This is a genomic window from Olegusella sp. (assembly GCF_057238325.1).
In genome coordinates, this window is the sequence record NZ_DBHHGF010000006.1 from 74,720 (window position 1) to 96,663 (window position 21,944).

The 21,944-nt window shown below is 50.1% G+C and carries 22 protein-coding genes, 2 tRNA genes and 1 pseudogene; 10 read left to right on the forward strand and 15 right to left on the reverse strand.

All coding sequences use genetic code 11. The features are described from left to right. Positions 1-178: 178 nt before the first annotated feature. From ACO5JD_RS05715 to ACO5JD_RS05735, 5 genes are all read right to left on the reverse strand, one after another. A complete protein-coding gene (locus ACO5JD_RS05715) occupies positions 179-1,069 on the reverse strand; it encodes an amino acid ABC transporter ATP-binding protein (protein ID WP_021626437.1) in 891 nt (296 codons plus the stop codon). Positions 1,070-1,162: 93 nt separating this feature from the next. Continuing rightward, positions 1,163-1,816 (reverse strand): amino acid ABC transporter permease, encoded by a 654-nt coding sequence (locus ACO5JD_RS05720; RefSeq protein ID WP_021626436.1) that lies wholly within the window; start codon positions 1,814-1,816, stop codon positions 1,163-1,165. Between the two features lie 152 nt (positions 1,817-1,968). Then, positions 1,969-2,847, reverse strand: a complete 879-nt coding sequence (locus tag ACO5JD_RS05725; RefSeq protein WP_484988334.1) for a transporter substrate-binding domain-containing protein — start codon at positions 2,845-2,847, stop codon at positions 1,969-1,971. Positions 2,848-4,073: 1,226 nt separating this feature from the next. After that, positions 4,074-4,150, reverse strand: a tRNA-Lys gene (locus ACO5JD_RS05730). Between the two features lie 5 nt (positions 4,151-4,155). Further along, positions 4,156-4,232, reverse strand: a tRNA-His gene (locus tag ACO5JD_RS05735). A 408-nt stretch (positions 4,233-4,640) separates the two neighbouring features. Here ACO5JD_RS05735 and ACO5JD_RS05740 point away from each other — a divergent pair. Then, a complete protein-coding gene (locus tag ACO5JD_RS05740; protein WP_484988336.1) occupies positions 4,641-6,263 on the forward strand; it encodes an aminotransferase class I/II-fold pyridoxal phosphate-dependent enzyme in 1,623 nt (540 codons plus the stop codon). A gap of 169 nt (positions 6,264-6,432) precedes the next feature. On the opposite strand, the gene thpR is transcribed toward ACO5JD_RS05740, so the two are convergent. The 3 genes from thpR to ACO5JD_RS05755 form a co-directional block, all read right to left on the reverse strand. Continuing rightward, complete coding sequence (thpR, locus tag ACO5JD_RS05745; protein ID WP_484988338.1) at positions 6,433-7,596, reverse strand: RNA 2',3'-cyclic phosphodiesterase; 1,164 nt, start codon at positions 7,594-7,596, stop codon at positions 6,433-6,435. A gap of 10 nt (positions 7,597-7,606) precedes the next feature. Then, a complete protein-coding gene (locus ACO5JD_RS05750; protein ID WP_484988340.1) occupies positions 7,607-8,923 on the reverse strand; it encodes an amidohydrolase family protein in 1,317 nt (438 codons plus the stop codon). Positions 8,924-9,009: 86 nt separating this feature from the next. Then, complete coding sequence (locus ACO5JD_RS05755; protein WP_484988342.1) at positions 9,010-10,197, reverse strand: DUF349 domain-containing protein; 1,188 nt, start codon at positions 10,195-10,197, stop codon at positions 9,010-9,012. Between the two features lie 173 nt (positions 10,198-10,370). On the opposite strand from ACO5JD_RS05755, the gene ACO5JD_RS05760 reads away from it, so the two are divergent. Further along, the gene (locus tag ACO5JD_RS05760; RefSeq protein ID WP_484988344.1) at positions 10,371-10,526 is read left to right on the forward strand and encodes a hypothetical protein; all 156 of its coding nucleotides are present in this window, start codon (positions 10,371-10,373) and stop codon (positions 10,524-10,526) included. A 195-nt stretch (positions 10,527-10,721) separates the two neighbouring features. On the opposite strand, the gene ACO5JD_RS05765 is transcribed toward ACO5JD_RS05760, so the two are convergent. After that, on the reverse strand, positions 10,722-11,270 hold the full coding sequence (locus tag ACO5JD_RS05765) for a glutathione peroxidase (protein ID WP_484988346.1): 549 nt from the start codon (positions 11,268-11,270) through the stop codon (positions 10,722-10,724). 133 nt (positions 11,271-11,403) lie between these two features. Here ACO5JD_RS05765 and ACO5JD_RS05770 point away from each other — a divergent pair, with 133 nt between their 5' ends. The 5 genes and pseudogenes from ACO5JD_RS05770 (at position 11,404) to ACO5JD_RS05790 (ending at position 15,920) form a co-directional block, all read left to right on the forward strand. Continuing rightward, positions 11,404-11,832: a MarR family winged helix-turn-helix transcriptional regulator gene (locus ACO5JD_RS05770; protein WP_021626557.1), complete on the forward strand. Its 429-nt coding sequence runs from the start codon at positions 11,404-11,406 to the stop codon at positions 11,830-11,832. Between the two features lie 132 nt (positions 11,833-11,964). Continuing rightward, positions 11,965-12,951: pseudogene (gene guaA / locus ACO5JD_RS05775) on the forward strand (glutamine-hydrolyzing GMP synthase); the annotation flags it as partial. Between the two features lie 83 nt (positions 12,952-13,034). Then, positions 13,035-14,285, forward strand: a complete 1,251-nt coding sequence (locus tag ACO5JD_RS05780; protein ID WP_484988348.1) for an ATP-binding protein — start codon at positions 13,035-13,037, stop codon at positions 14,283-14,285. Positions 14,286-14,413: 128 nt separating this feature from the next. Beyond that, positions 14,414-14,761, forward strand: a complete 348-nt coding sequence (locus ACO5JD_RS05785; RefSeq protein WP_484988350.1) for a hypothetical protein — start codon at positions 14,414-14,416, stop codon at positions 14,759-14,761. Between the two features lie 181 nt (positions 14,762-14,942). After that, the gene (locus ACO5JD_RS05790; protein ID WP_484988352.1) at positions 14,943-15,920 is read left to right on the forward strand and encodes a hypothetical protein; all 978 of its coding nucleotides are present in this window, start codon (positions 14,943-14,945) and stop codon (positions 15,918-15,920) included. Between the two features lie 66 nt (positions 15,921-15,986). Here ACO5JD_RS05790 and ACO5JD_RS05795 read toward each other — a convergent pair whose 3' ends face one another. From ACO5JD_RS05795 to ACO5JD_RS05805, 3 genes are read right to left on the reverse strand one after another with little or no spacing between them, the layout of a single operon-like run. Next, on the reverse strand, positions 15,987-16,178 hold the full coding sequence (locus ACO5JD_RS05795; RefSeq protein ID WP_484988354.1) for a hypothetical protein: 192 nt from the start codon (positions 16,176-16,178) through the stop codon (positions 15,987-15,989). Between the two features lie 39 nt (positions 16,179-16,217). Beyond that, a complete protein-coding gene (locus ACO5JD_RS05800; RefSeq protein WP_484988414.1) occupies positions 16,218-16,565 on the reverse strand; it encodes a DUF4143 domain-containing protein in 348 nt (115 codons plus the stop codon). Beyond that, on the reverse strand, positions 16,562-16,744 hold the full coding sequence (locus ACO5JD_RS05805; RefSeq protein WP_484988356.1) for a hypothetical protein: 183 nt from the start codon (positions 16,742-16,744) through the stop codon (positions 16,562-16,564). The genes ACO5JD_RS05800 and ACO5JD_RS05805 overlap by 4 nt, the downstream gene beginning before the upstream one ends. A gap of 97 nt (positions 16,745-16,841) precedes the next feature. Here ACO5JD_RS05805 and ACO5JD_RS05810 point away from each other — a divergent pair, with 97 nt between their 5' ends. After that, positions 16,842-17,084 (forward strand): hypothetical protein, encoded by a 243-nt coding sequence (locus ACO5JD_RS05810; RefSeq protein ID WP_484988358.1) that lies wholly within the window; start codon positions 16,842-16,844, stop codon positions 17,082-17,084. A gap of 229 nt (positions 17,085-17,313) precedes the next feature. Here the strand turns inward: ACO5JD_RS05810 and ACO5JD_RS05815 are convergent, their stop codons facing one another. The 3 genes from ACO5JD_RS05815 to ACO5JD_RS05825 form a co-directional block, all read right to left on the reverse strand. Beyond that, positions 17,314-17,607 (reverse strand): type II toxin-antitoxin system YafQ family toxin, encoded by a 294-nt coding sequence (locus ACO5JD_RS05815; RefSeq protein WP_484988360.1) that lies wholly within the window; start codon positions 17,605-17,607, stop codon positions 17,314-17,316. A gap of 2 nt (positions 17,608-17,609) precedes the next feature. Continuing rightward, complete coding sequence (locus ACO5JD_RS05820) at positions 17,610-17,879, reverse strand: type II toxin-antitoxin system RelB/DinJ family antitoxin (RefSeq protein ID WP_484988362.1); 270 nt, start codon at positions 17,877-17,879, stop codon at positions 17,610-17,612. A 280-nt stretch (positions 17,880-18,159) separates the two neighbouring features. Further along, positions 18,160-18,486 carry a hypothetical protein gene (locus ACO5JD_RS05825; protein ID WP_484988420.1) on the reverse strand — a complete coding sequence of 109 codons (327 nt, stop codon included), beginning with the start codon at positions 18,484-18,486 and terminating at the stop codon, positions 18,160-18,162. Between ACO5JD_RS05825 and ACO5JD_RS05830 the strand changes: the two genes are divergently transcribed. Together ACO5JD_RS05830 and ACO5JD_RS05835 are read left to right on the forward strand one after the other, a co-directional pair. Next, on the forward strand, positions 18,464-18,583 hold the full coding sequence (locus ACO5JD_RS05830) for a nucleotidyl transferase AbiEii/AbiGii toxin family protein (RefSeq protein WP_156894197.1): 120 nt from the start codon (positions 18,464-18,466) through the stop codon (positions 18,581-18,583). The genes ACO5JD_RS05825 and ACO5JD_RS05830 overlap by 23 nt on opposite strands. After that, positions 18,583-21,585, forward strand: a complete 3,003-nt coding sequence (locus ACO5JD_RS05835; RefSeq protein WP_484988364.1) for a TOTE conflict system archaeo-eukaryotic primase domain-containing protein — start codon at positions 18,583-18,585, stop codon at positions 21,583-21,585. The genes ACO5JD_RS05830 and ACO5JD_RS05835 overlap by 1 nt, the downstream gene beginning before the upstream one ends. Positions 21,586-21,944: the final 359 nt, after the last annotated feature.

The window sequence follows — 21,944 nt, forward strand, 5'->3', positions numbered from 1 at the left end:
AAATCGTTGCAACCTCAGGTTGCAACGATTTGTAGGCTGAGATTGCAACGATTTTTAGGGATTTTAGGAATTCGTACGGCTGCTGCAACAAAAATCTGTAGCGGAGTTGCTGCAGAGAGGGTTGCTGCAAAAAAATTGCAAGGAACTCACGTGTAGAGCGCGCTCTAGGTGTCCCCATTTATTCCTTGGTAGGGGAGGCAAGGAACGCGCGGGTGCGAGGATCGCTCGGACGATCAAAAACCTCCTCAGGTGTGCCCTCTTCTACAATGCGACCATCTAGCAGCAGACATACGCGATCGGAAGCAGCTCGCGCAAAACCCATCTCGTGAGTAACTAGTCCGACAGCCATACCTTCTTCTGCCAGAGAGCGAATCAGCTTGACCATATCGTCGGTCAGGCGAGGATCTAGGGCAGAGGTTGCTTCGTCAAAGAAAATCACGCGAGGCTTCATACAGAGCGCCCGCGCGATTGCGACGCGCTGCTGCTGGCCGCCCGAGAGCTGACAGGGAACCTTGTCCGCATGCTCTGTGAGATCTAGGCGTTCAAGTAGCTTGCGGGCCTGCTCCTCAACTTCTGCTGGATTACGTTTCTGCACCACCAGCGGTGCATCCATCACATTTTGCAGCACCGTCATGTGCGGAAAAAGGTTGTAGTCCTGAAATACAATGCCAAAGCGCATGCGTGCGCGCTGCATAGCGGCCCTATCATAGATGGCAGGTTGAATGTCGAGAGTATGCTCACCAGTTTCGGGATTTGGGTCCTTCTTGGCACGAGAATCAAGTTCGGATCCGCGCGGCTTGCATACCACGATACTGTCGTAGGATAGCTCGCCCGAATCAAAACTATCAAGCAGTGTCAAGCACCGCAGCAAGGTAGACTTGCCCGCGCCCGATGGACCGATAATAGACAGTACTTCTCCGCGGTTAATCGTCAGAGAGATGTCATGCAGCACTTCGTTTTCGCCAAAGGACTTACGAGCGCCTCGCAAGTAGACGGCTGGTAGGCCGACGAGCGAGGAGTAAGAAATATCGGGCGTGGGAAGCTTGCGTTGGGGCTTCTTTTTGAGCATTGAGGATTCCTTAGTTTTGCTTGGCGGATTGAGTGTGGGTCAACAGAACTTAGTGTAAGTAAGCAGGACTATTGTGAGGTAGCTGAGCAGGACTTAATCGTGATAGTAGGCAAGCTTTTTTTCGGCGCGGCGAAGCAGAGCCTCGATGATAAGACAGGTTATCCAATAAATTGCTGCTGCGATAACAAAAGGTATCATCGTGTGCTCGCGAGCGACTAGCGCCTTGCCTGTGGTAAACATCTCGATGACTCCAATGGAGAATGCCAGCGAGGTGTCTTTGACCAGTGTCACGATTTCATTTCCCATAGCAGGGAGAATACGTTTGACAACCTGAGGCAGAATGATGCGAAAGAAGGTTTGACTGCGCGAATACCCCAAAGCTTTGGCTGCCTCATATTGGCCACGTGGCATGCTCTGGATGCCCGAGCGATAGATTTCTGCAAAATAGGCGGCATAGTTAATCACAAAGGATGCAAGAACAGCCACCATCATGTAACCGGGTCCCATTGTGATGCCAAATACGTAATACGGTGCAAAAAAGACTGCAAACATCTGCAACATCAAAGGTGTACCACGCATCAGGCTGATATAGATGCTGATAAGCCATGCGAGTGGCTTGATGCGAGAGAGGCGTCCTAGGGCGACAGGGATTGCCAGCAGAGTTGCTCCTATCAAGGTGACAAAGAAAATATCGAGACTGATGCCATAGCCCTCGATGAGTTTTTGGAACATGATAGAGACTTCCATACTGCCATCCTGTCATAAGGTTGATGTGCGAACTGCTTTCGAACCGCTTTCGAACTGCTTTCCCAGTGCAAACTGTTTTCGAACCGCTTTCCCAAAAGGAGACCGCGACTGCGTGAGCCGCGGTCTTAAAATCATAGCTTGTTAGGGGTGGCTTATGCCTTGGGCAGACACCACAGGTCATAAGAAACACCCTGATTACTATACTTCTCACAAATCTTTTTGACGGTGCCGTCGGCGTCGAGCGCTTGGAGATCTGCTTCGATGGTGACTGCGAGCTTCTTGCCTTCGTCGGTTTTTGCACAGCCGACTCCAAAGTGCTCAGAGTTCAAAGACTCATCAAGAATGGTGAACTCTGAGCGGCCGTCGATATTAAAGACGGCAACGGGATAGTCGACAGCAATCGCGTCATAACTGCCCTGTTCAAGGGACATGAATGCGGTGTTGTACTCGCCGATGGTGTCGAGTTTTGCAAAGGTCTTGGCGAGTTCCTCTTGGCTTCCGCCCTCAGAGAGCAGCTCGAGGGCGGCCGAGTCAGCCTGGGTGATAACGCGCTTATCTTTGAGGTCGGTAAGCTTTTTGATGTTTGAGTCGGACTTTACAACGATGACCTGGCGGTTTTCCATATACGCGTCAGTAAATGCATAGTCCTTCTCGCGACCTTCGATGGTAAAGCCGTTCCAAATACAGCTAATCTGACCGGAGTTGAGCATGGCATCTTTTGCATCCCAGTTGATGGGGGTGGGGGTAAAGGTCCAACCCTCTTTTTCGCAGACGGCCTTTGCGAGATCGAGGTCAAAGCCGGTATAGTTGCCGTCTTTGTCAAGATAGCCGTAGGGTGGGAAAGCCTCATCAAAGCCGACGATGAGTTCAAAACTCTTCTTTGTTGCAGAACCTGCACTATCCGCTGCCGATCCCGTGGCTGTTGGCTTGCTTCCACAAGCTGCGAGCATGCTGAGAATACCTGCGCTAGCAGCAAAACCACTTGCCTTGATAAAAGACCTACGGTTGATTTGCTTATCCTGGATGCTCATCTTGATTCCCCCTGTCGTGTGAGCCGTACATACTTTTTGAGTAGCCACTTTAGTTAACTAAACTTTAGTGTGCTAAAGCAAGGATAGTGAGTAAAGTCCAAAGATGCAAGGAAAACTTTGTTACAGTTTCAATTCGTGGCTTTGCTTGAAAGGAAGTGCAAAATCTTTTTTGCGAAATACCTGTGATAATTCGATGCGATGGATAGAAGCAAGAAAGACTTTTCGAACCTTTCCAAAACCAGGGGACTGGGCTACAAACCGCAAATGGTTCAAGTTTCGAACTTGGCAATTGCAAAAGGGCTGGCCAGATTTTTCTGAATCTCGAAAGATGAACCATCTACCCGTGGTCATATTTTTCAAAAACTCGAGAAGCGAACCATCTACAAATTTTTGCGTAAAGGAGAAACTCTTTGTGCGCCCAACTGCACAACTAGGATTAAGGCAGCCCTAACAAGAAGTGTTTTAAAAGACACACACTCCAGGCTATTTGCAAAACTGCGATATTTGGATGAAATGGCACCGCGTTGCTCCGAAATAGGATAACAATGCACATCCCATAGCGGGGCGATAACTATCTTTTGACCCCCATTCGCTCTGAGAGCCGATATGCGCCATTTGCCGAAATTTGTGTTGCAGCATTTCTGCTGGTAGAAAGCCTGTTTTGAAAGGCAGCTATTTCCCCGTGTTTTGTCGCATCTTGTGGGATTAGTAAACTCGCAGGTAGACGACCTGGATCTATATTTCCAATATAAATATCTTATTCAATAATGACCTTAAATGGCGCATATCGGCCTTCAGAGCGAATAGGGGTATGAAAATGCTGTATTGATATCTGAGGCGAGCTACAAGATTGGCGTTTTTAGAGATACAGAACGCAAATAGTTCAAGTTTCGAGACAAGCAAGTGTGGGATGCATACGGCATCTCAACGCGTTACGTATTACGGTGTGAAGTTGCAACATGCGAAAAGGGTCACGATTCATCAGCAGACAGTGAATCGGGTTCCTATTTCATCATTGATCCAAAATTTACCAGGCATTTTGTGGAGCCAAACGTGCAAAAGGGACCCTTTCGGGATGGGATGATGAACGGTGAACCTTTTCTGGAGGGGATGATGAAAGAGAGGCCTTTTTTTGGATGGGGATGATGAATGGTGAAACTTTTCTGTCTCTCCGTGTCACTTCGGCATGAAAAAAAGCCAGAGCCGAAGCTCTGACCTTGTGTTTCTGGTGCGCCGTCAGGGATTCGAACCCTGGACCTTGGGATTAAGAGTCCCCTGCTCTGGCCAGCTGAGCTAACAGCGCATAAATGGGGTGGGTAGTGGGTCTCGAACCCACGACCTCCGGAGCCACGGTCCGGCGCTCTGGCCAACTGAGCTACACCCACCATCTGCCCCGCACGGCTTTCGTCGCGCTTCAGCGGAAGTAATTATTACCTAGCACCAAAAGAAATGCAAGGACAATTTTATCTTTTTTGAAAATAGCGCGAATTAGTTTGATATCTTGCCAAAGAAAAGCATTCTGAACTGGGGAAACGTTATTCGATACAAGCTGAAGAAAAACACTCTGCTTATTTGAATAATAAATGTACTGTGTCAGCTTCATGATGTTCAATATTCTGAACTTCAATTTTGAACTTTGAACTATTATGTTCCCAACGTTTTGAGAACTAAATTGAACTTTGAACTTTTGCATGAAGAAAGCTCGTATTTTAAGTTCAAGCGTGGTGCTTCCACGCGAGATAGATTTAAACGAGCAGAGCAGGCATGGACAGTCAGAGACGAGCGGAGTAGACATGGATAGTCAGGGTTTTCCTGAGCGCTTGGTCAAGATTATGGAGGAGCGTGACCTCAAGCAGGTCGATCTTTTGCATCTGGCCTCCGTGCAGGGAGTAAAGCTCGGCAAAAGCCAGTTGAGCCAATATATAAGCGGCAAAACTATGCCACGCCCTGCCGTGTTGAACTCGTTAGCCGAGCTTTTGGGAGTTGAAGAAAACTGGCTTGCAGGTACTAATCAGAAGCAGACGACTCGCGATCATGTAGCAGCGACCCGAGCAGCTGATGATGAACGGCCTGGTACGCGAGCTACCACGGGCGCTACTGCGCCCCTCAACTCGGGTTTATCTGCAACAAATCAGTCAAATGGTGGTCAAAAGTTCAGCTCTACTGCACAGAAAAAAATGTACCGGGAGGTTCATCCTATGCGCCAGTTCAAAAAATCTGCCAAGCTCGAAAACGTGTTGTACGACGTGCGTGGTCCTGTTGTCGATGAGGCAAACCGTATGGAAGAGGATGGCATGAGCATCCTTAAGCTCAACATTGGCAACCCTGCGACTTTTGGTTTTCGTACTCCCGATGAGGTTGTTTTGGATATGGCTGCTCAGCTGACCAAGTGTGAAGGTTACTCGGCATCCAAGGGACTTTTTTCGGCGCGCAAAGCAATTATGCAGTATTCGCAGGTCAAGGACCTGCCAAACGTCACGATGAACGATATCTATACAGGCAACGGTGTTTCTGAGCTTATCAATTTGTCGATGTCGGCACTGCTTGATGATGGTGACGAGATTTTGATTCCAAGCCCAGACTATCCGCTGTGGACTGCCTGTGCAACGCTTGCTGGTGGCAAGGTCGTACATTATCTCTGTGACGAGCAGGCAGACTGGTATCCCGATCTAGACGATATTCGTTCCAAGATTACGCCTGCTACCAAAGCTATTGTGATCATTAATCCCAACAATCCAACTGGCGCACTATATCCGCGTGAGGTGCTGCAAGAGATTGTGGATATCGCTCGTGAGCACCAGTTAATTATCTTTTCTGACGAGATTTACGATCGTCTCGTTATGGAAGGCGAGGGTGAGCACGTTTCTATTGCCTCGCTAGCTCCTGACCTGTTTTGTGTGACTTTCTCAGGTCTCTCCAAGTCCCACATGATTGCTGGCTATCGTATTGGCTGGATGGTACTGTCTGGTAACAAACGCATTGCTCGCGACTATATTTTGGGCATCAACATGCTCTCGAACATGCGTCTGTGTTCTAATGTGCCTGCTCAGTCCATTGTCCAAACGGCGCTCTGGGGTCACCAGTCGGTGCGCGACTATGTCCAGCCGGGTGGTCGTGTCTACGAGCAGCGCGAGTATGTTTACAACGCGCTCAAAGATATTCCTGGTATCAGTGTGGTTAAGCCCAAGGCGGCCTTCTACATTTTCCCCAAGCTTGACCGCGAGCGCTTCAATATTACCGATGATCAGCAGTTTGCTCTCGATTTGCTCCAAGACAAAAAAGTACTCATTGTCCAGGGCACTGGTTTTAACTGGAGCGAACCCGACCACTTCCGCATTGTTTATCTGCCGCGTATCGAGACCCTCAAAGAAGCCGTTGACAAGCTAGCAGACTTCCTGAGCTATTACCGCCAGTAAGCCAGCACGCTAAGATGTAAAGCAGGACCATGCTAGCATGCCAAGACGTAAGCAGGATCATGTCAGCACGCAGAGAAGTAAGTAGAACCATGCCAGCACGTCAGCATTAAAGCGGAGCTACGCCCGTATGCAAGCAAAGCTTCTGCTTGTCTTTCAGTGCCTGCTCACGCTAGTTTTGTGTGAGCAGGCACTTTAGCTTGGCCACGAAACGCTTGCGGTCTTCAGAGGTAAAGAGAGCAGGTCCTTTTGTGCGTCCTCCTGCGCGGCGAACCTTCTTTTCTTCGTGACGCAACATCAAATCAAAGTCGATGGTTTCCTTGCGATAGATACGTCCACGTACTCCTATCGCTGTAGCGCCGCGGCCAAGCGCCATTCCCGCCAGACCAATATCTTGGGTGACCACAATATCTTTTGGCGCAAGACGTTCGACGATGGCAAAGTCGGCACTATCAGCTCCAATGCTAACGTCGAGCACATCTACCCAAAAGCCTCCCTTGGCATGCTTGGGACTACGAGGATCGCTCGCTTGAATATGGCGTTCGAGGTTTTGGGTGGTATTACCTGCAATTACAACGGGAACGCCCTGCTTGCGCGCACAGGAAAGAGTCTCGCGAATGACAGGACAGGCATCGGCATCGATAAATATCGTTCGAGGATGCGGTGTCTTTGTGGCTACGGCTTGGGCGGACGGCTCTCTTGCCGAGAACTCAGCACGAGCGATTTCATCATAGAGTAGAGGTCCCTCTTTGCTTTCACGATGGCTCCAAACCAGTGAAAGCGAGGAAGCCTGCCAACGCGCTGCCCAGCGTGTATCGCCGTGGTGTTCTTGAGATTGTGCTGTCAAAGCTTCTGCCAAGCCTGCGGCTTCAGAGTTTTCTGAAAGACGAGCGCCACGGAAAAGGCTGATATGGGGAATGTATACACTAAAGCTACTGCTTTGAAAATCGCCCAATCCCTCCGCTGCAAGCTCTGCGCAAAGTCGTGCATGAAGTGCGTGTAGGCTATCCAGATCGCCGTCTAAGCCTCGCCACACAATCGCTCCGCCATGGCGCTTCTCAAAACAACCAATAGATGCCAACTTCAGCTCAAATGGCAAAGTATCCTGTGCACAGCGGACTATCGCGCGTTTGGCTGCGGTTTCCTGCAAAGCAGTGCATTCACCTAAAAAGGAGAGGGTCAAATGCAAGTTGCGTTTGGAGCTAGGCTTGGGATGCGCAATGAGTGAGCTGAGGTCATCTTGAGTGGCTATCAGCGCGCGACGTACTGCTTCACTAGGCCAGACGGCAATAAAGAGTCGCTTGCTTTTGTCTGTATGATCCTGAGACTCGTCCATGTATGCAATCCTACAAGAATTTGTCTAGCTCGCGGTCAAGTATGTTCTTGCGAGTGACGTGTGGATGCTTAACCAAGTAACCTCGTGTCACAACCATTTCGACATCTCTCAGCGCACTCAGGTCTTCAAGAGGATTTTTGGAGCAGACAATCATGTCGGCACATTTGCCTACCTCGATAGAGCCAGTTTTATCCCCAATACCTGCCAGCTCGGCATTGCGCAGAGTGGCCGTATAGAGAGCAAATTTCTCAGAGACTCCGACCATCTTGTGGAAGTAGACCAGCTCACGCCAGAAGTCATATTGTGAGACCCAAGGGCAGCCAACATCGTTGCCAAGGGCTACGGGAATGTCATTCGCAAGAGCTGCTTTTGAGCAAGAAATAATACCGTCAAAAACCATTTTACCGTTGAACTGCTCTACCTCTGAAGCATTGGATATGTTGCGATCAAAAAGGGCATAGGGGAGAGCTGGTGAAATGGTGGTTGTCAGGAAGGCGCCGCGATCCTTGAACAGCTGAATGATCTCATCGGTGGGTTCGGCACCGTGTTCAATAGAGTCAACACCATTTTCGAGAGCAACTTTGACGCCATCAGTTGATTCAACATGTGCTGCAACAATGTAGCCACAGGCGTGAGCTTCATCACAGGTGGCCTTTACCATCTCGGGAGGCATCTTGAGCTCGCCTGGCACGCCTTTTGCCTTCGCATCAAGTACGCCGCCAGTAATCATAAGCTTAACAAAGTCAACATTTTGTGCTTGAGCCTTGTGAACCAGAGCACGTGCAGCATCGGAGTTTCCGGCAGCTATCGCAACTGAGCCTGCCATGTGACCACCAGGTACTGAAATACCTTCGTTTGCCGCAATGATGCGTGGTCCCAACTGATTGCCGCAAGCAATTTCATCACGTACACGCGTATCTAAATCGCGGAGGCCGCCAACGGTACGTACGGTAGTAACTCCGCTCATCAGTTCAATTTTTGCATAGGAACGTACTAGCGCATGAGCAATAGCTGCGCTGATAGGATTGGAAAAGAGTTTATCTACCAGTGCGGATGCGTCGCGCTGCTTCTTTTGGGGTTTACCGTTGCCTGCAAGATGTACATGCATATTGATAAGACCAGGTAAAAGATAGCGCCCGCCCAAATCAACAATCTCATATCCAGACAAATCGGAGATTTGCTCGCTAATCGCTACGATTGTATCGCCCTCAACAAGCACTGCTTTGCCTGTCTGAGCGGTCATATCTTTGGTGCCATCAAGAATGACGCCATTTACGTACGCACGCTTGGTATGAGAGCTGCTGTACTTGGCCATGAAAATCGCCATCCTATCTGCTTTTGAGACGTCTAGTGATTTGGGAAATCACTAGACACCTTAGATGTTGCTTATGGTACCTATGGTGTCTGTGGAGCCTAGCGTTTCATCTTGCGGCGGATATTGGCCATGTCATGCTCAATATCAGTGATGTCGCGCTGATACTCTTCTAAGCGTTCAGTTAAGTCACGATGACGAACATCATCATCGGTGGCCTTGAGCTGGTATTCCAAAACGTCGACCTGCTCCTCAAGCTTGTCGAGGGTGCGCTGCTTTGCTGCAAGGACGCCTTCCATACGCTCGCACCATTCGGCATGGCGTTGCTCCCACTCGGCATGACGACGCTCATTGTATTTTTTGCGCTCGTCCCAGAAGGGGTTTTGGGCTGAGCGGAAGCGTTCCCAAAGCTGGTCGTTAATTTCCTTGCCGGCAAAACCTGTAGCTTTCCACTTATCACCTAGAGCACGCATAGCTGCGGTGGCTTCACGCGAATAATCTTTGGCATCGCTGAGTTCTTGCGCGCGTTTGATGAGATGTTCTTTCGCGGCGGCATTCTCGGCAATTTTTGCTTGGCGACGTTCGTAGTTTTCGTGCTGTGCGTCAAAAAACGCCTGACGAGCCCCATTAAAGCGAGTCCAAAGCGCCTCGTCAGCCTGACGACCCGCGGAACTAAGTTTGCGCCACTGATCCATCAACTCGCGCATGCGTGCGCTACCATTGCGAAAATCCTTGGCTTCAGCGACGGCTTCGGCCTGCTGCGCCAGCTCTTCTTTGGCTTTGGCCATAGATTGCATAACGGCATTACGTTCTTCACGGAACTTTGTGCGTGCGGCTTGAAATGTGTTCCACAACTCGTCTTCGCGTGGAGTGCGGAAGCCATGGATGGCTTTCCATTCGTCCATCAAGGCGTTCATTGCACGCAGGGCAGCTCCGTTGCGTCTTTCGTCAGCAAGCAGAGCCTCGGCCTTTTTGACCAGCGCGACCTTCTTGACCAATACTTCGTGGATCTGTTCGAGGGGCTCTCCCGTAATGCCCGAACCATATTCGGTTTTGCCGCCAGATTTGCAGTCGTGCTTCCAAAGCAGCAGCTCATAGCCACTATCACGTTCGATTGCAACCCAACGACCAACACCTTTGGGGTCATCTGCGGGCTTGCATGGCTCATCGTCAGCATTACGACCACCGTAGATTACCTCAGCAAATTTTGCTCCACTTGTCTCATCCGTGAACTGCCTTTGCTCGGCATAAGGATCGCCAAAGTCAAGAATTTTTTCCCACAAAGCCATATCTACTCCCATGTGCGCAATTGCGCCTCGCATGCACTAATGCGCTCATTATGAACCATGATTGCGAAGTTTCCGTCCTAGATGGGTATAAACAGCTGAGTTAGTCGGGTGAGAGGAAGTATTGATGACTACGAAAGACTGCACCGCAGAACAAGAGCCTCAGGTAGCATTACGTGGACGAAGCTGCCCACGAAGCGCGCTTGGATGTTGTGGTGAGTTTTGATGTGGCTGACCGCCAGGGCGTATGTGAGCAGATTAAAGCGGCCTGCAAGAAACGCTATCCCGCATATGATTTTGCCGTTACCTTAGACGTTGATATATCCGACTAGCGGATTGGCTGGTGTCACGGGGCCGCAGTAAGGACGCAGAGCTCCCGTGTTTTACAAAAAGTAGCAGCTTGCGACTTAAATTTTGATATGGCATTTACCTGTATCTCTGTAAATGCTGAAGTCGCAAACTGCTACTTTTATCGTTTCTGTGTGGGCAAGACACGCGGAAAAGCGTGACGATGCTCACTTATTTGCTTATAGAGCAGCCTTGATTGCCGCTTCGACCTCGTCCATAGAAATAGTGGGCTCAAAACGAGCAACGATATTGCCTTCGCGGTCGACAAGCCACTTGGTGAAATTCCACTTGACGTAGGCCTTATCGCCAAACTCTTTGTCGACGCTCGCGCCAACAGGTTTCATCGCCAAAGCTTTGACACTCTTGCCCCAGCCCTGGAAAGGCTTTTCGGTGGCAAGCCATACAAAGAGGAGGTCAGCACCATCACCGTTGACTTCGAGCTTTTTATACTGAGGGAAATCTGCGCCAAATTTTAGCTGGCAGAATTGGTGAATTTCTTCGTCAGAGCCAGGCGCTTGGTTGCGGAATTGATTGCAAGGAAAGTCAAGGATTTCAAAATCCTGTGCTTTATATTCGCGGTAAATACGTTCGAGATCCCCATACTGAGGAGTAAAGCCGCAGCCAGTGGCGGTATTAACTACCAACAAAAGCTTGCCTTTATAGTCGGCAAGGCTTTGGGTGCTACCGTCGGGTTTGGTGACGGTAAAATCATAAATGCTATGTGCCATGTTGAACTCCTATCTAAGGCGGACAGTAGTTGTGGCGCTTCCACAACTTTTCCGCTCGCAAAGACAGTATCACACAAATAAATTGTGTACAATGTAAAATGAAGTCAACACAATTGGTGAGCAAGAGGTGTCCATGTCTTACGAACAGCTAAAACTCGAAAACCAGCTTTGTTTTCCGTTGTATGCGGCGTCGCGAGCAATTACGCGTGCATACAAGCCGCTGTTGGATCCGCTGGGGCTGACTTATCCGCAGTATCTCACGTTGATGTCGCTGTGGGAGCATGGGGACCAATCGGTATCCGAGTTGGGTGCCTGTTTGATGTTGGATTCGGGGACGTTGACTCCTCTATTAAAGAAACTTGAGGTTAAAGGTCTAATTGTGCGTCAGCGTGATACACAAGATGAGCGCCGTGTAGTGGCAAAACTTACCCAAAAAGGTCGTGCCCTCGAGCAGCAGGCAGCTGAGATTCCTGCCAAAATGGGGGAGAGTATTCCTATGAGTGCCGCCGAGATAGCAAAACTTCGCGCGATGTTGCAGCAGATGCTTTCCGACTTGGGCTAAGCGTCGATGTGTGACTCTGAAATTATGAGCAGTTCTCAGTGACCAAAGCATCTTTCCGCTACGATTTACGTACACTATTTAGAGCTTGGGAACTGAATGGTGCAAGTAGCATGACATGCAACAAAGAAGGGGTGTCACATGGCTGACAAGCGTCCAGAGGACATGGCTCGTATTACAACAGCTGAGCTTGCTGAGGCTTTTATTGCCAAGCAGGTCGAGGCGGTTCGCGCGCAGGTAGGGGATGGCAAAGTTCTGCTGGCGCTGTCTGGTGGTGTTGATTCTTCTGTTGTGGCAGCTCTGCTTATCCGTGCTATTGGCAAGCAGCTCGTATGCGTGCATGTGAATCATGGTCTGATGCGTGCGGGGGAGTCCGAGCAGGTTATTGAGGTGTTCAAGAATCAGCTAGACGCAAACCTGGTGTATGTTGACGGTACTGACCGCTTCTTAGGCTTGCTTGAGGGTGTTGAGGAGCCTGAAGCAAAGCGTAAGATTATCGGCGGAGAATTTATTAAGGTATTTGCCGAGGAAGCAGCCAAGCTTTCGGGTGTGGGCTTCCTTGCACAGGGAACAATTTATCCTGACATCATTGAGTCCGAGAAGGGTGTGAAGGCTCATCACAACGTAGGCGGCTTGCCTGAGGATATGGACTTTGAGCTGGTAGAGCCTGTGAAATATCTATACAAGGACGAGGTGCGCGTGGTAGGTAGCGCACTTGGGTTGCCTGATGAGATGGTCTATCGCCAGCCGTTCCCTGGTCCTGGTTTGGGCGTGCGCTGCTTGGGCGCGATTACGCGCGATCGTCTGGAGGCTCTGCGCGCAAGCGACAAGATTTTGCGCGATGAGATTGCCGCGGCGGGTCTTGCTGGGGCGATTTGGCAGTACTTCACGGTGGTGCCCGATATGCGTGCGACTGGCGTGCGTGATGGCAAGCGTGCCTTTGACTGGCCGGTTATTATCCGCTGCGTCAACACGGTGGATGCTATGACAGCGGAAGTGCCTGAGTTGGATTGGGCTCTGCTCAAAAAGGTTACCGCACGCATTTTGGATGAGGTGCCTGGTGTATGCCGCGTCTGTTACGATCTCACCCCGAAGCCCGTCGGCACGATTGAGTGGGAATAAGAAATTCTTTAGTTATTGGGGTATAAATCGTATAAATTTAAAAATATACCCCCATAAACATGTTATTTGATATGATGGCTCCAATGAAGATTGGAGCCATCATGCGCCTATTTCCCCGAGAAAACTACCTGAAAAAGATTCGTAGTTTCTACCATGACGACGGGATGATTAAGGTCATCACTGGCGTTCGACGCTGCGGCAAGTCCTGCCTCATGCAGTGCATCGCAGAAGAGCTGCGAGCTGAAGGCATCGCAAACGACTGCATTGCATATTTCGATCTCGACAGATATGGATATCGCTCCGTAGAAACCCCAGAGCAACTTGAAGCCCTCATCGAGCCACTGCTCGATGTTTCGGGGAGGAAGTACCTTTTCATCGATGAGATCCAAAATGTCGAAGGCTTTGAGAGTGTACTCAACGAGTTCCGTACTGAAGGTGGTTTTTCTATCTTCATTACCGGATCAAACTCCTACTTACTCTCAGGTGAGTTGGCTACGAAGCTTACTGGCCGCTATATCGAATTCGAAATGCAGACACTGGATTTCGGTGAGTACTGCCAGATGAAGCACTTCTTGGGACTCTCCGTCAACCCAAACCCTGTTGCGGAATTTGACTCATACATCCTCGAGGGAGGCTTTCCCAAGGCGCTGGATTATCCCCAGCTTGCAGACAAACGCGCCTATGTCACCGCAGTTGTTGAGGAGATTTTCCAGAAAGATATCCGCAAGCGTGTAAAGGTGAAGAACGTATCGGTATTCAATCAGGTGCGCGACTACGTTATCAACAACTTTGGCGCCACTATGTCGCTTGGCAACATCCAATCCGATCTCGAGGGAAAGCAAGGTGTGAGAATCAAGAGGGAGACCCTCGCGCGATATCTCCAGATCCTTGAGGATGCGAAGATTATCAGCAAGTGCACCCGATTCGACCTGAAGTCTCGCAAGTCTCTGCGAGGCGAGCAGAAGTATTATCTGGCGGATCTGAGTTTCTACTTCGCACTCAATACCGATAATCGTATCAACTACGGACCTGTGCTAGAGAACATCGTCTACTCCTACGCTCGTGCACAGGGCTGCAAGGTCAGCGTCGGACGCATCGGTAAGCTGGAGTGTGACTTCATCCTGAGAAACCCCCAGATGAGATATGCCTACGTCCAAGTTGCCATGACCATCATGGCTGATCAGACTACCGAGGAGCGCGAATACCGTCCCTTCACCCAAATCAAGGATAACTACCCAAAGTATTTGCTGACGCGAAGTGATCTCATTCAGCAGAGGGACGGCATCACTCATGCGAATATCCCCGAGTTCATACAAGAAGGAAGGACTTTCTAAAGGAAAGGGAGACTTTTCGGCGGGGTTGTGCATGGCAGTAGTTAATATTCGACACTTTCGCCCAGGATGAATCTTATAGGGACAACGGCATTAAGGAGTACCGAAATCGACCCTGGTTATTCGGAGCAGTGGCAGCGAAAGCAGAAAGAGGCCAGCGAGAGCATGGTTCAATCGGTTTTGAAGATATGCTTCCGGGGCGCACTGCGTATGTGAGCAACTGTTATGGAACCAAGAAGCATCGAAATGAAAATAACCTTTTGATCAAGTACAGAGATGCTCTTCTGGTGATCGAAGTCAAAACGGGCTGTTTTACGGACGCGCCGTCAGTGTCTGACTTCAATTCACACATTAGCCATTACAAAGAGCTGATACAAAAATCAAATAGCCAACGCGCTCAGATGAAAGACTATATTCGAAAATCCGACACTGAATTGGTTCTCTACGATGAGCATATATTTATCCTAGTTGACATCTGAATTGACTTCGTGCTCTGGCGTTTATATCTCTATGAGCTCGTGGATTCTGATTTGAATCGAATTAGAATCAGCGAGTCTCTTATAGCAAAACCGGAATAACTGTATCAGAGTCTGCTTGACAGAATTGTATTTATACATTACATATATTGTAATTATAGAGTACAAAATAAGGCTGGGTACAATGAACGATAAAAGTCTTGAATTGTTTAATCGCAGAGCTATTCGAACGAAAAGAGATTTACTTGCGGCTGTAGATGATTACATTGAACGCCTGCAAAAAGATGAGGATATAAAGATTGTGAGACTCGGTCGTGCAAAGGCACTTGCCGAACTGATATCCACATTCTGTGACAAAATTGAAAAGACACCTTTAGCAAATTTAAACACGCCATTCTGCGCATATGAGGTCGACATTGTCGACACGGAAGTTAAGCTCAATATCAGTGAATACTATGAAATCACATTCGATGATGATGGCGAAATGAACGAAGCTAGCTCGACTGTTACGCCTGATATTATAGTCGCGACTGCTCCCTATATCCCCATTCATCAGTTTGCTGATATGCAAGGGGTAAAAATAGGAACCGTCAGGCAGTGGATTCGAAGAGGGAAAATTCGAAATGTGAAAAAGGTTGGGTCTGAATGGCTGATTGCATCAACAGAAGGAAAACCTTGTCGAGGATTCAATGGCGGAACTTATTACTGTGTCGATGAAGACGGAGATATCAGTAAATTACTTCCATTGAAGGAGGGAACTCATTCAATAGAACTTTGGAAGGTGGATCCGTATTGTGAAGAGTGTCTTGCAACTCTGAGCGACTGCGAAGGACAGAAGATTGATGAGATAAAGTTAAACAGAGCAGCTAGAGAAAAGCTAGAGCACGCCCTCGCAGCTTCAGAAAACATCAAGTTTCAAAGCACATTTATTGATTCAATAACCGAAAAAGTAAAGAGTGTTGACTTTTTCGATAGCCTTTATAGCAAAGACGCTGTCTTTGACTTTATGAAGACAGTAGATCTCAGAGAAACATATAAAGAAATGATAAACGCGATTGCTAGTTCAAGCAGTGTAGACGAAGCGCTTGCTTCTGTTTTTAAGCAGCTTGGACTAACACAAAAGTTTGAAGATTATTCCAAATCGAAAAGTGGGACAAGCTAAGTACTGCAGTTCGTTATTTGAGACCAAGTGTCTCGAATGCAGTTTCAAGCCAAGCGGATGTGACTATCAGGGGTCCATGCTGTTTTTGTCGAGCAGAAAATCGGAGAGTCCTATTATCAGGAAGCTGTCGTTGTCGTAATACGGCATTAGCGCATCCCTCACTACGATGATTTTCCTGAACCTGTCGGATACCTCCTTCAGGGAGCACTTCTCCTGCTCCTCTTTGCCTGGGTCGTCGATTCCCTGCGCGACCTGCATGTAGTAGCGCTTGTACCCGAGATTCGCGGCGAAGTCGATCTACAGCTGCTTCCTGAGCTGGACTCCATCTACCCACCTTCTCTGGTCTGCCGTTCCGACATCGACCGCGTACCCGCGAGCCTTGAGCTCGTTGTAAACGGCGTTCTCCATGATGCGGGGCTCGTCGAGCTGCCGGAACCTGAGGCGCGCATTGCAGAGGCCAATGTCCTCGAAGTAGAACTTCTTCGGACTCCCGATGTAGCGTCTGCCCTTGACGCTATAGCGGACAGCCTCGTTAATGACGAACGCATCCTTCAGATACCTGATATAGGACGTTATCGTTCTGTCGCTGATGGGAGATCGCAGGACGCTCTTGAATGTTGCCTCGAGCTTCGATGGACTGGTTATAGGGAGCCGATGTTTGAAGCCAAGACGTTGACGAGATCCTCCAGTTCTTGAGTCTTCTCCAGGTGGTTTCGATCCATGATGTCGCGTAGGTAGAGTTCGGTGAAAAGCTGTTCAAGATAGCGCATCTTTTGCTCGCTCGTGTGCATCGAGAGGGTGAGTGGCATGCCGCCAAAGACCATGTAATCCCTCCAGCCGCTCGATGTCGGGATTTCGCAGTTCTTTCTTGGAAATGGCGTACTGCACCTCGTCTAGCATCACGTACGTTACTTCGCCATCGTGCCTGATAAGAGAATGAAGACGTTCGCCGAGGAGTTCCGGGTTCCGATACTACGCATTCGCGTTATCGTTGAGCGCTATCTCAACGATGTGGGCGTCATCAACTCCGGATGCGTGGAGGTGATCCTCGAAGGGGTTGAGCAGCAGGTAGCTTTTCCCGCATCGTCTGATGCCTGTTACGACCTTTATCATACCGTTGCCCATGCGCATCACGAGGTCGTCGAGGTTACTTGTCGCGCTTGATCTCCATGGCTTCCTTCCCGCTCCTTATTTATCGAAATAAGGGCACATGTGCCTGATTTTCTCAATAGCAAAAGATGGCTGATTCCGATATGAACAGCGCCAGCTATGGTTGTTCTAACTAGATTGCATGCAATCGACTACCACTTCGTTGCGGCTACTGCTAGTCAGTAAATTACGATTGGACTAAAGAAGTTTTCTAACATCACGTCAGTCAAATAAAAAGTATTTTCTACCTGAACAGTTCGTCGTGCGAACCCGTTCTCTGCAGGTAAGCATAATCGCCGTCAACCGCCCAGATCAGTAGCCAGTCACCTGCGTTTGCTACGTGACACTCACGACTGCCGCGCCACTGACCAGCCAAGACATGCATACTGTGTCTGGACTTAAGCTCTACAGTCGACTCCGGCGAGTTCTCGCAGATGAGGTCGATGACGTGCGCGAGTTCGTCCAAGTTCCATTTGCGCTTCGCTGCCTTCTTCTTCAGATCCCTAGAAAATGCGGGAGTGTACTTGATCTGGAGCATCGCTAGGCGTCCATTGCCGCTGCTAGGAGGGCGGCTCCAGAGGTATATGCCTTACCTGATTCGTTCTCGATCATCTCCTGGGTCTCAGCCAAGGCGCGCAGTGACTCCGCGTTCGGCTCTCCGTAGCCCAGTGAAAGCGGGATGGCGTGATCCCTTACAATCTGCTTGTAGAAAGCGCGTGTGATGCTAGACAGGTCGAATCCATAGTATTCAGCTACTTCCGCGGCACCAATCTTCAAATCCTCATCAATTCTCATGGTCAAAGTAGTCATAGCGCCCTCCATTCACTAATGTAATGACACATAGCATACAATGTTAGTGCAAAATTTGCAATTAGGACGCCAATACATTGCAAACTGTCGATTTTCATGCTAGCGAATACAAGAGGAACATTCCCTTCTTAGTATTGCTAATCAAATTGGTTTACCTAAATCCCCATCGTCTCGCGAATGGCAACAATGTTGTGGTTGGGGCATAGTCTCTCCCACGTGATGTAAAAAAGAGAGTTGGATTATGCTTCGCTCATGAGTCGCTCGGAATTCTGTTCCACCATTACCGATAACCCTTCGCAATCGAGTATCTTCTGTTCCTGTTCGCTCCGAAAGAGACTGCGAACCCTTTGTCGACGAGGCGATTGAGCAGCTTCTGCGCGCCGCGCTGCGACATCCCGAGCAGGTTTGCTACCTCAGAACTCCTGACTGATGCCGTTCCCCCCATATATGAGAGCGCCTTTTGTTCCGTTGTGGACAGGTTATCGGCACTACGATCGTAATTGTCGGAACTCGCAGCACTGTTATCGGAACTGCGGGAGACTGCATCGGGCTTTTCACGCAGGACCCGCTTCTGGTAAACCTCTATGATCAAGGAGATCACTGCCATCAAGGGAGGGACCGCCATACGCAAGCTGTATGCCAGTAAGGAAGGGCGATTCTCCCTCGATTTCGATTTTGCTGTATGCGGAAGGGTCGAGTGCTGATGTCTAGTAACCTGCAGCCCAAGTCCCGCATCGGATCGGTTGAGTACAACTTCATCAGCCTCCTCGAGTCCGTTTCCGGTGGTGACCCAATCGTGCTCTGCAGCGATGCGGACGGTGTGAACCGATACGCCTCCTTGGATGAATGGCGTGTCGGTGAGCAGGGGATTGATACGCATTCGCTTCCTCCGAGCTGTGCTGCTCTTCAAATGGGTCGAGCTGTATCGTCCGCCAGCCCTACGGCGGATAAGCTCGCACTTTTTCGCCTGCTATTTGCTGGCAGGGACGACGTCCATGCGGAGAGCTATCACGACAAAAAGCGTGATGATATTGCATACTCTCCCGCATGTGCTAACTTCTGGCAGCGTGGCGTCTGCCCCAAAAGGGATAGAAAGCTCGCACGCTGTGCGGATTGCGAAAGCCGTGCGTTTACCCCGCTCTCCGACAGACTACTCATTGCTCACATGAAGGGCGATCAGCGCCCCAACCGAGGTGTTATCGGATCCTACCCTCTCGTGGATGACCACATGACAAACTTTCTCGTCGTGGACTTCGATGGAGAGGGTTGGCAGAAGGCGGTGTCTTCCTATTACAATGCCTGCTTATTCGCTGGCGTTCCCCTTGCTGTTGAGAGGTCCCGTTCGGGCGACGGAGCGCATGCGTGGATTTTCTTCACGGAGCCCGTGGATGCTGGCGAGGCAAGGAAGATGGGAGCTGCCCTTCTCACGTGGGCGATGAGGGAGTCGGGGAGTATCTCTTTCGATTCCTATGATCGCATGCTTCCCAACCAAGACGTTGTTCCCAAGGGTGGTTTCGGCAACCTCATCGCGCTCCCATTCCAGGGGAACGCAATGCGCAATGACAATACTATGTTTGTGGATGGAACATTTGCAGTATATAGCGACCAATGGGCATATCTTTCGAACTTAGGGAGGATGCCAGGTGAGGATATTGAGGCAACCATAGCGAAGCTCGGGAAGAACGTCTTGGGAACGCTTGCTATGCTGGATGAGGGACAATTATCGGGATCCAAGGATGCAAGTTCCGAGAAACTGCCGTGGCAACCCCGCCAGAAGACGATGCTGAAACCGTCTGATGCACCTAGTTCGGTTGAGATCGTCAGGGCGAACGGGATTTATGTTTCGAAGGCAGGGCTTTCCACGGCGCTGCTTGACGCTTTGCGCCGGCTTGCTGCTATAGCAAATCCGCAGTTCTACAAGATGCAAGCAATGCGGCAGTCGGTCTACGGGACACCTCGGATATTGCACCTCGAATATGAGACAAAAGAATGGCTCGGGCTTCCCCGCACGTGCGAGGAGGGTGTCGAGTCTCTGCTTAAATCTTGTGGTACCGAGATAAAGACCAGAGATGAGCGAGGCGATGGTCGCAAGATAAAGGTCACCTTCAAGGGAACGCTTCGAGACGAGCAAGCGCGCGTTGTCGATGAGATATCTAAGTTCGAAGACGGAATCATCGTCGCGGAGACTGGGTTCGGAAAGACGGTGGTTGCCGCAGGGCTTATTGCGCAAGTCAAGGTGAGTACACTCGTCATTGTCCCAACCGCCGCTCTACTTGCTCAGTGGCGCGACCGGTTGGCAGAGTTCCTCGACATTGATGAGGAACCACCTATCCTCCTGACTCCAACTGGAAGGAAGAGTCGAAGGAAGACCTCTGTAATTGGCCAGGTTGGAGGCGGCAGGAGGGAACCAAGCGGCATAATCGACATCGCGCTCGTTGGCTCGCTGTTCGAGAAAGGCGATGTTAAAGGCGAGCGTATCGTGAGTGATCTTCTCGGGCAATATGGCATGGTTATCGTCGACGAATGCCACCATGCTTCCGCACCAAACTACACGGAGGTGCTCTCTGCTGTTCGCTCGCGTCGTCTGTTTGGAATGACTGCGACCCCTAAGCGTAGCGACGATCTCCAGGGAATCATGCATATGCTCCTTGGTCCCGTCAGATGTAAGGCGGCGCTACGAGACACAGCTTTCTCGCGGCTTCTTCTTCCTCGGTTCACCAAGACTCGCTCCGAGAAGGGGGTGGAGGGCGACTTTGTAAAGACGGTTGACTGTGTCTGCTCGGATGACGTGCGGACAGCTCTCATCGTCGGCGACGTCGTCGATTCTTGGGAGAATGGGCGCACATCGCTCGTATTGACCCGGCGCGTGGAGCATGCCGAAACGTTGCATGCGTCTATCGCCGCGCGAGGCTGCCCGGCCTTGCTGCTCACGGGTGAAGGCACCCCAAAGGAGAAACGCGAGAAGCTGGAAAGGCTTGCAGCCTTCAGTCTGGACTCTCCGTTCGTGCTCGTAGGCACCGAGAGCTATCTTGGTGAGGGGTTTGACGAGAAGCGACTCGACACTTTGTTTGTCGCGGCACCTATGGCGTTTGAGGGATTAGTGGCACAGTGTGTCGGGAGGATCCAGCGTGATTGCGAAGGGAAGACAGATGTTGTCGTGTACGATTACGTTGACGAGTCGATTCGGATGCTTGACCGAATGTTCCGACGTCGTTTGAAGGAGTATGGCAGGCTCGGATACACGGTTGGCAGTCCTGTAAGTGAAGATGTCCGTGGCGAGCTTGTAAGTCGCGAGGGTTTCTTGCAGCGACTCGATGCTGATATAGAAGACAGCGTCAAGTTGGTTCTCATCGCAAGCTCAGAGCTCCATCTCAATCGGCTTGCGTCCGTGCTAAAGATTCTTGTCCGTGTCAAGGAGCAAGGCAAGCGTATATCTGTCTTCTTGCAGAAGTCAAACCAGGACAACACACGTAAGGCGGAGAGGGAAGAGCGTGCAGTCGACCTGCTCACTCAGCAGGGTATTGACGTGCAAGTCCTAGACAGCTGCCCCAACCTCGTCATTCTCGATGGGCAAACGGTGTGGTACGGGGGCATGGCACCGCTCGCTTTTCCGCGCAAGGACGAACAGGTTCTCCGTATGTCAGATTCTGCCGTCGCTAACGATCTAGTAGCTTCAATAACAGGAAGAGTGAGTCGGTTTTCATAATCGCTGTGAATTACCTCCCTAAGAGGAAATCCACGGCATTGACAAGCATGCCATGACAGCCTTTATGATGTCGGTGTCCTAGAACGTCTTAAGTTCCTCAAGGTATTTGTTACGTGGTATCACGAAAATCCGATCTTAAAAAAGTGTATAAATTGCAAGTTTTTGAGATTGTACCACGCAAGACGGCAAGCGGATTCTGATTAGCGCAGTTGACCTTTGGTTTGAAAACGGGGTTACAAGCCGTCCGATTGCGCGTAACTGACACCGGCTCGTTGCACCGTATGCTCAACTCACCCCCGTCTATAGGTGACAGGGTTGGACAGGGTGAGCGTAACGTCGTATTGTTCGTCCAGTACTTC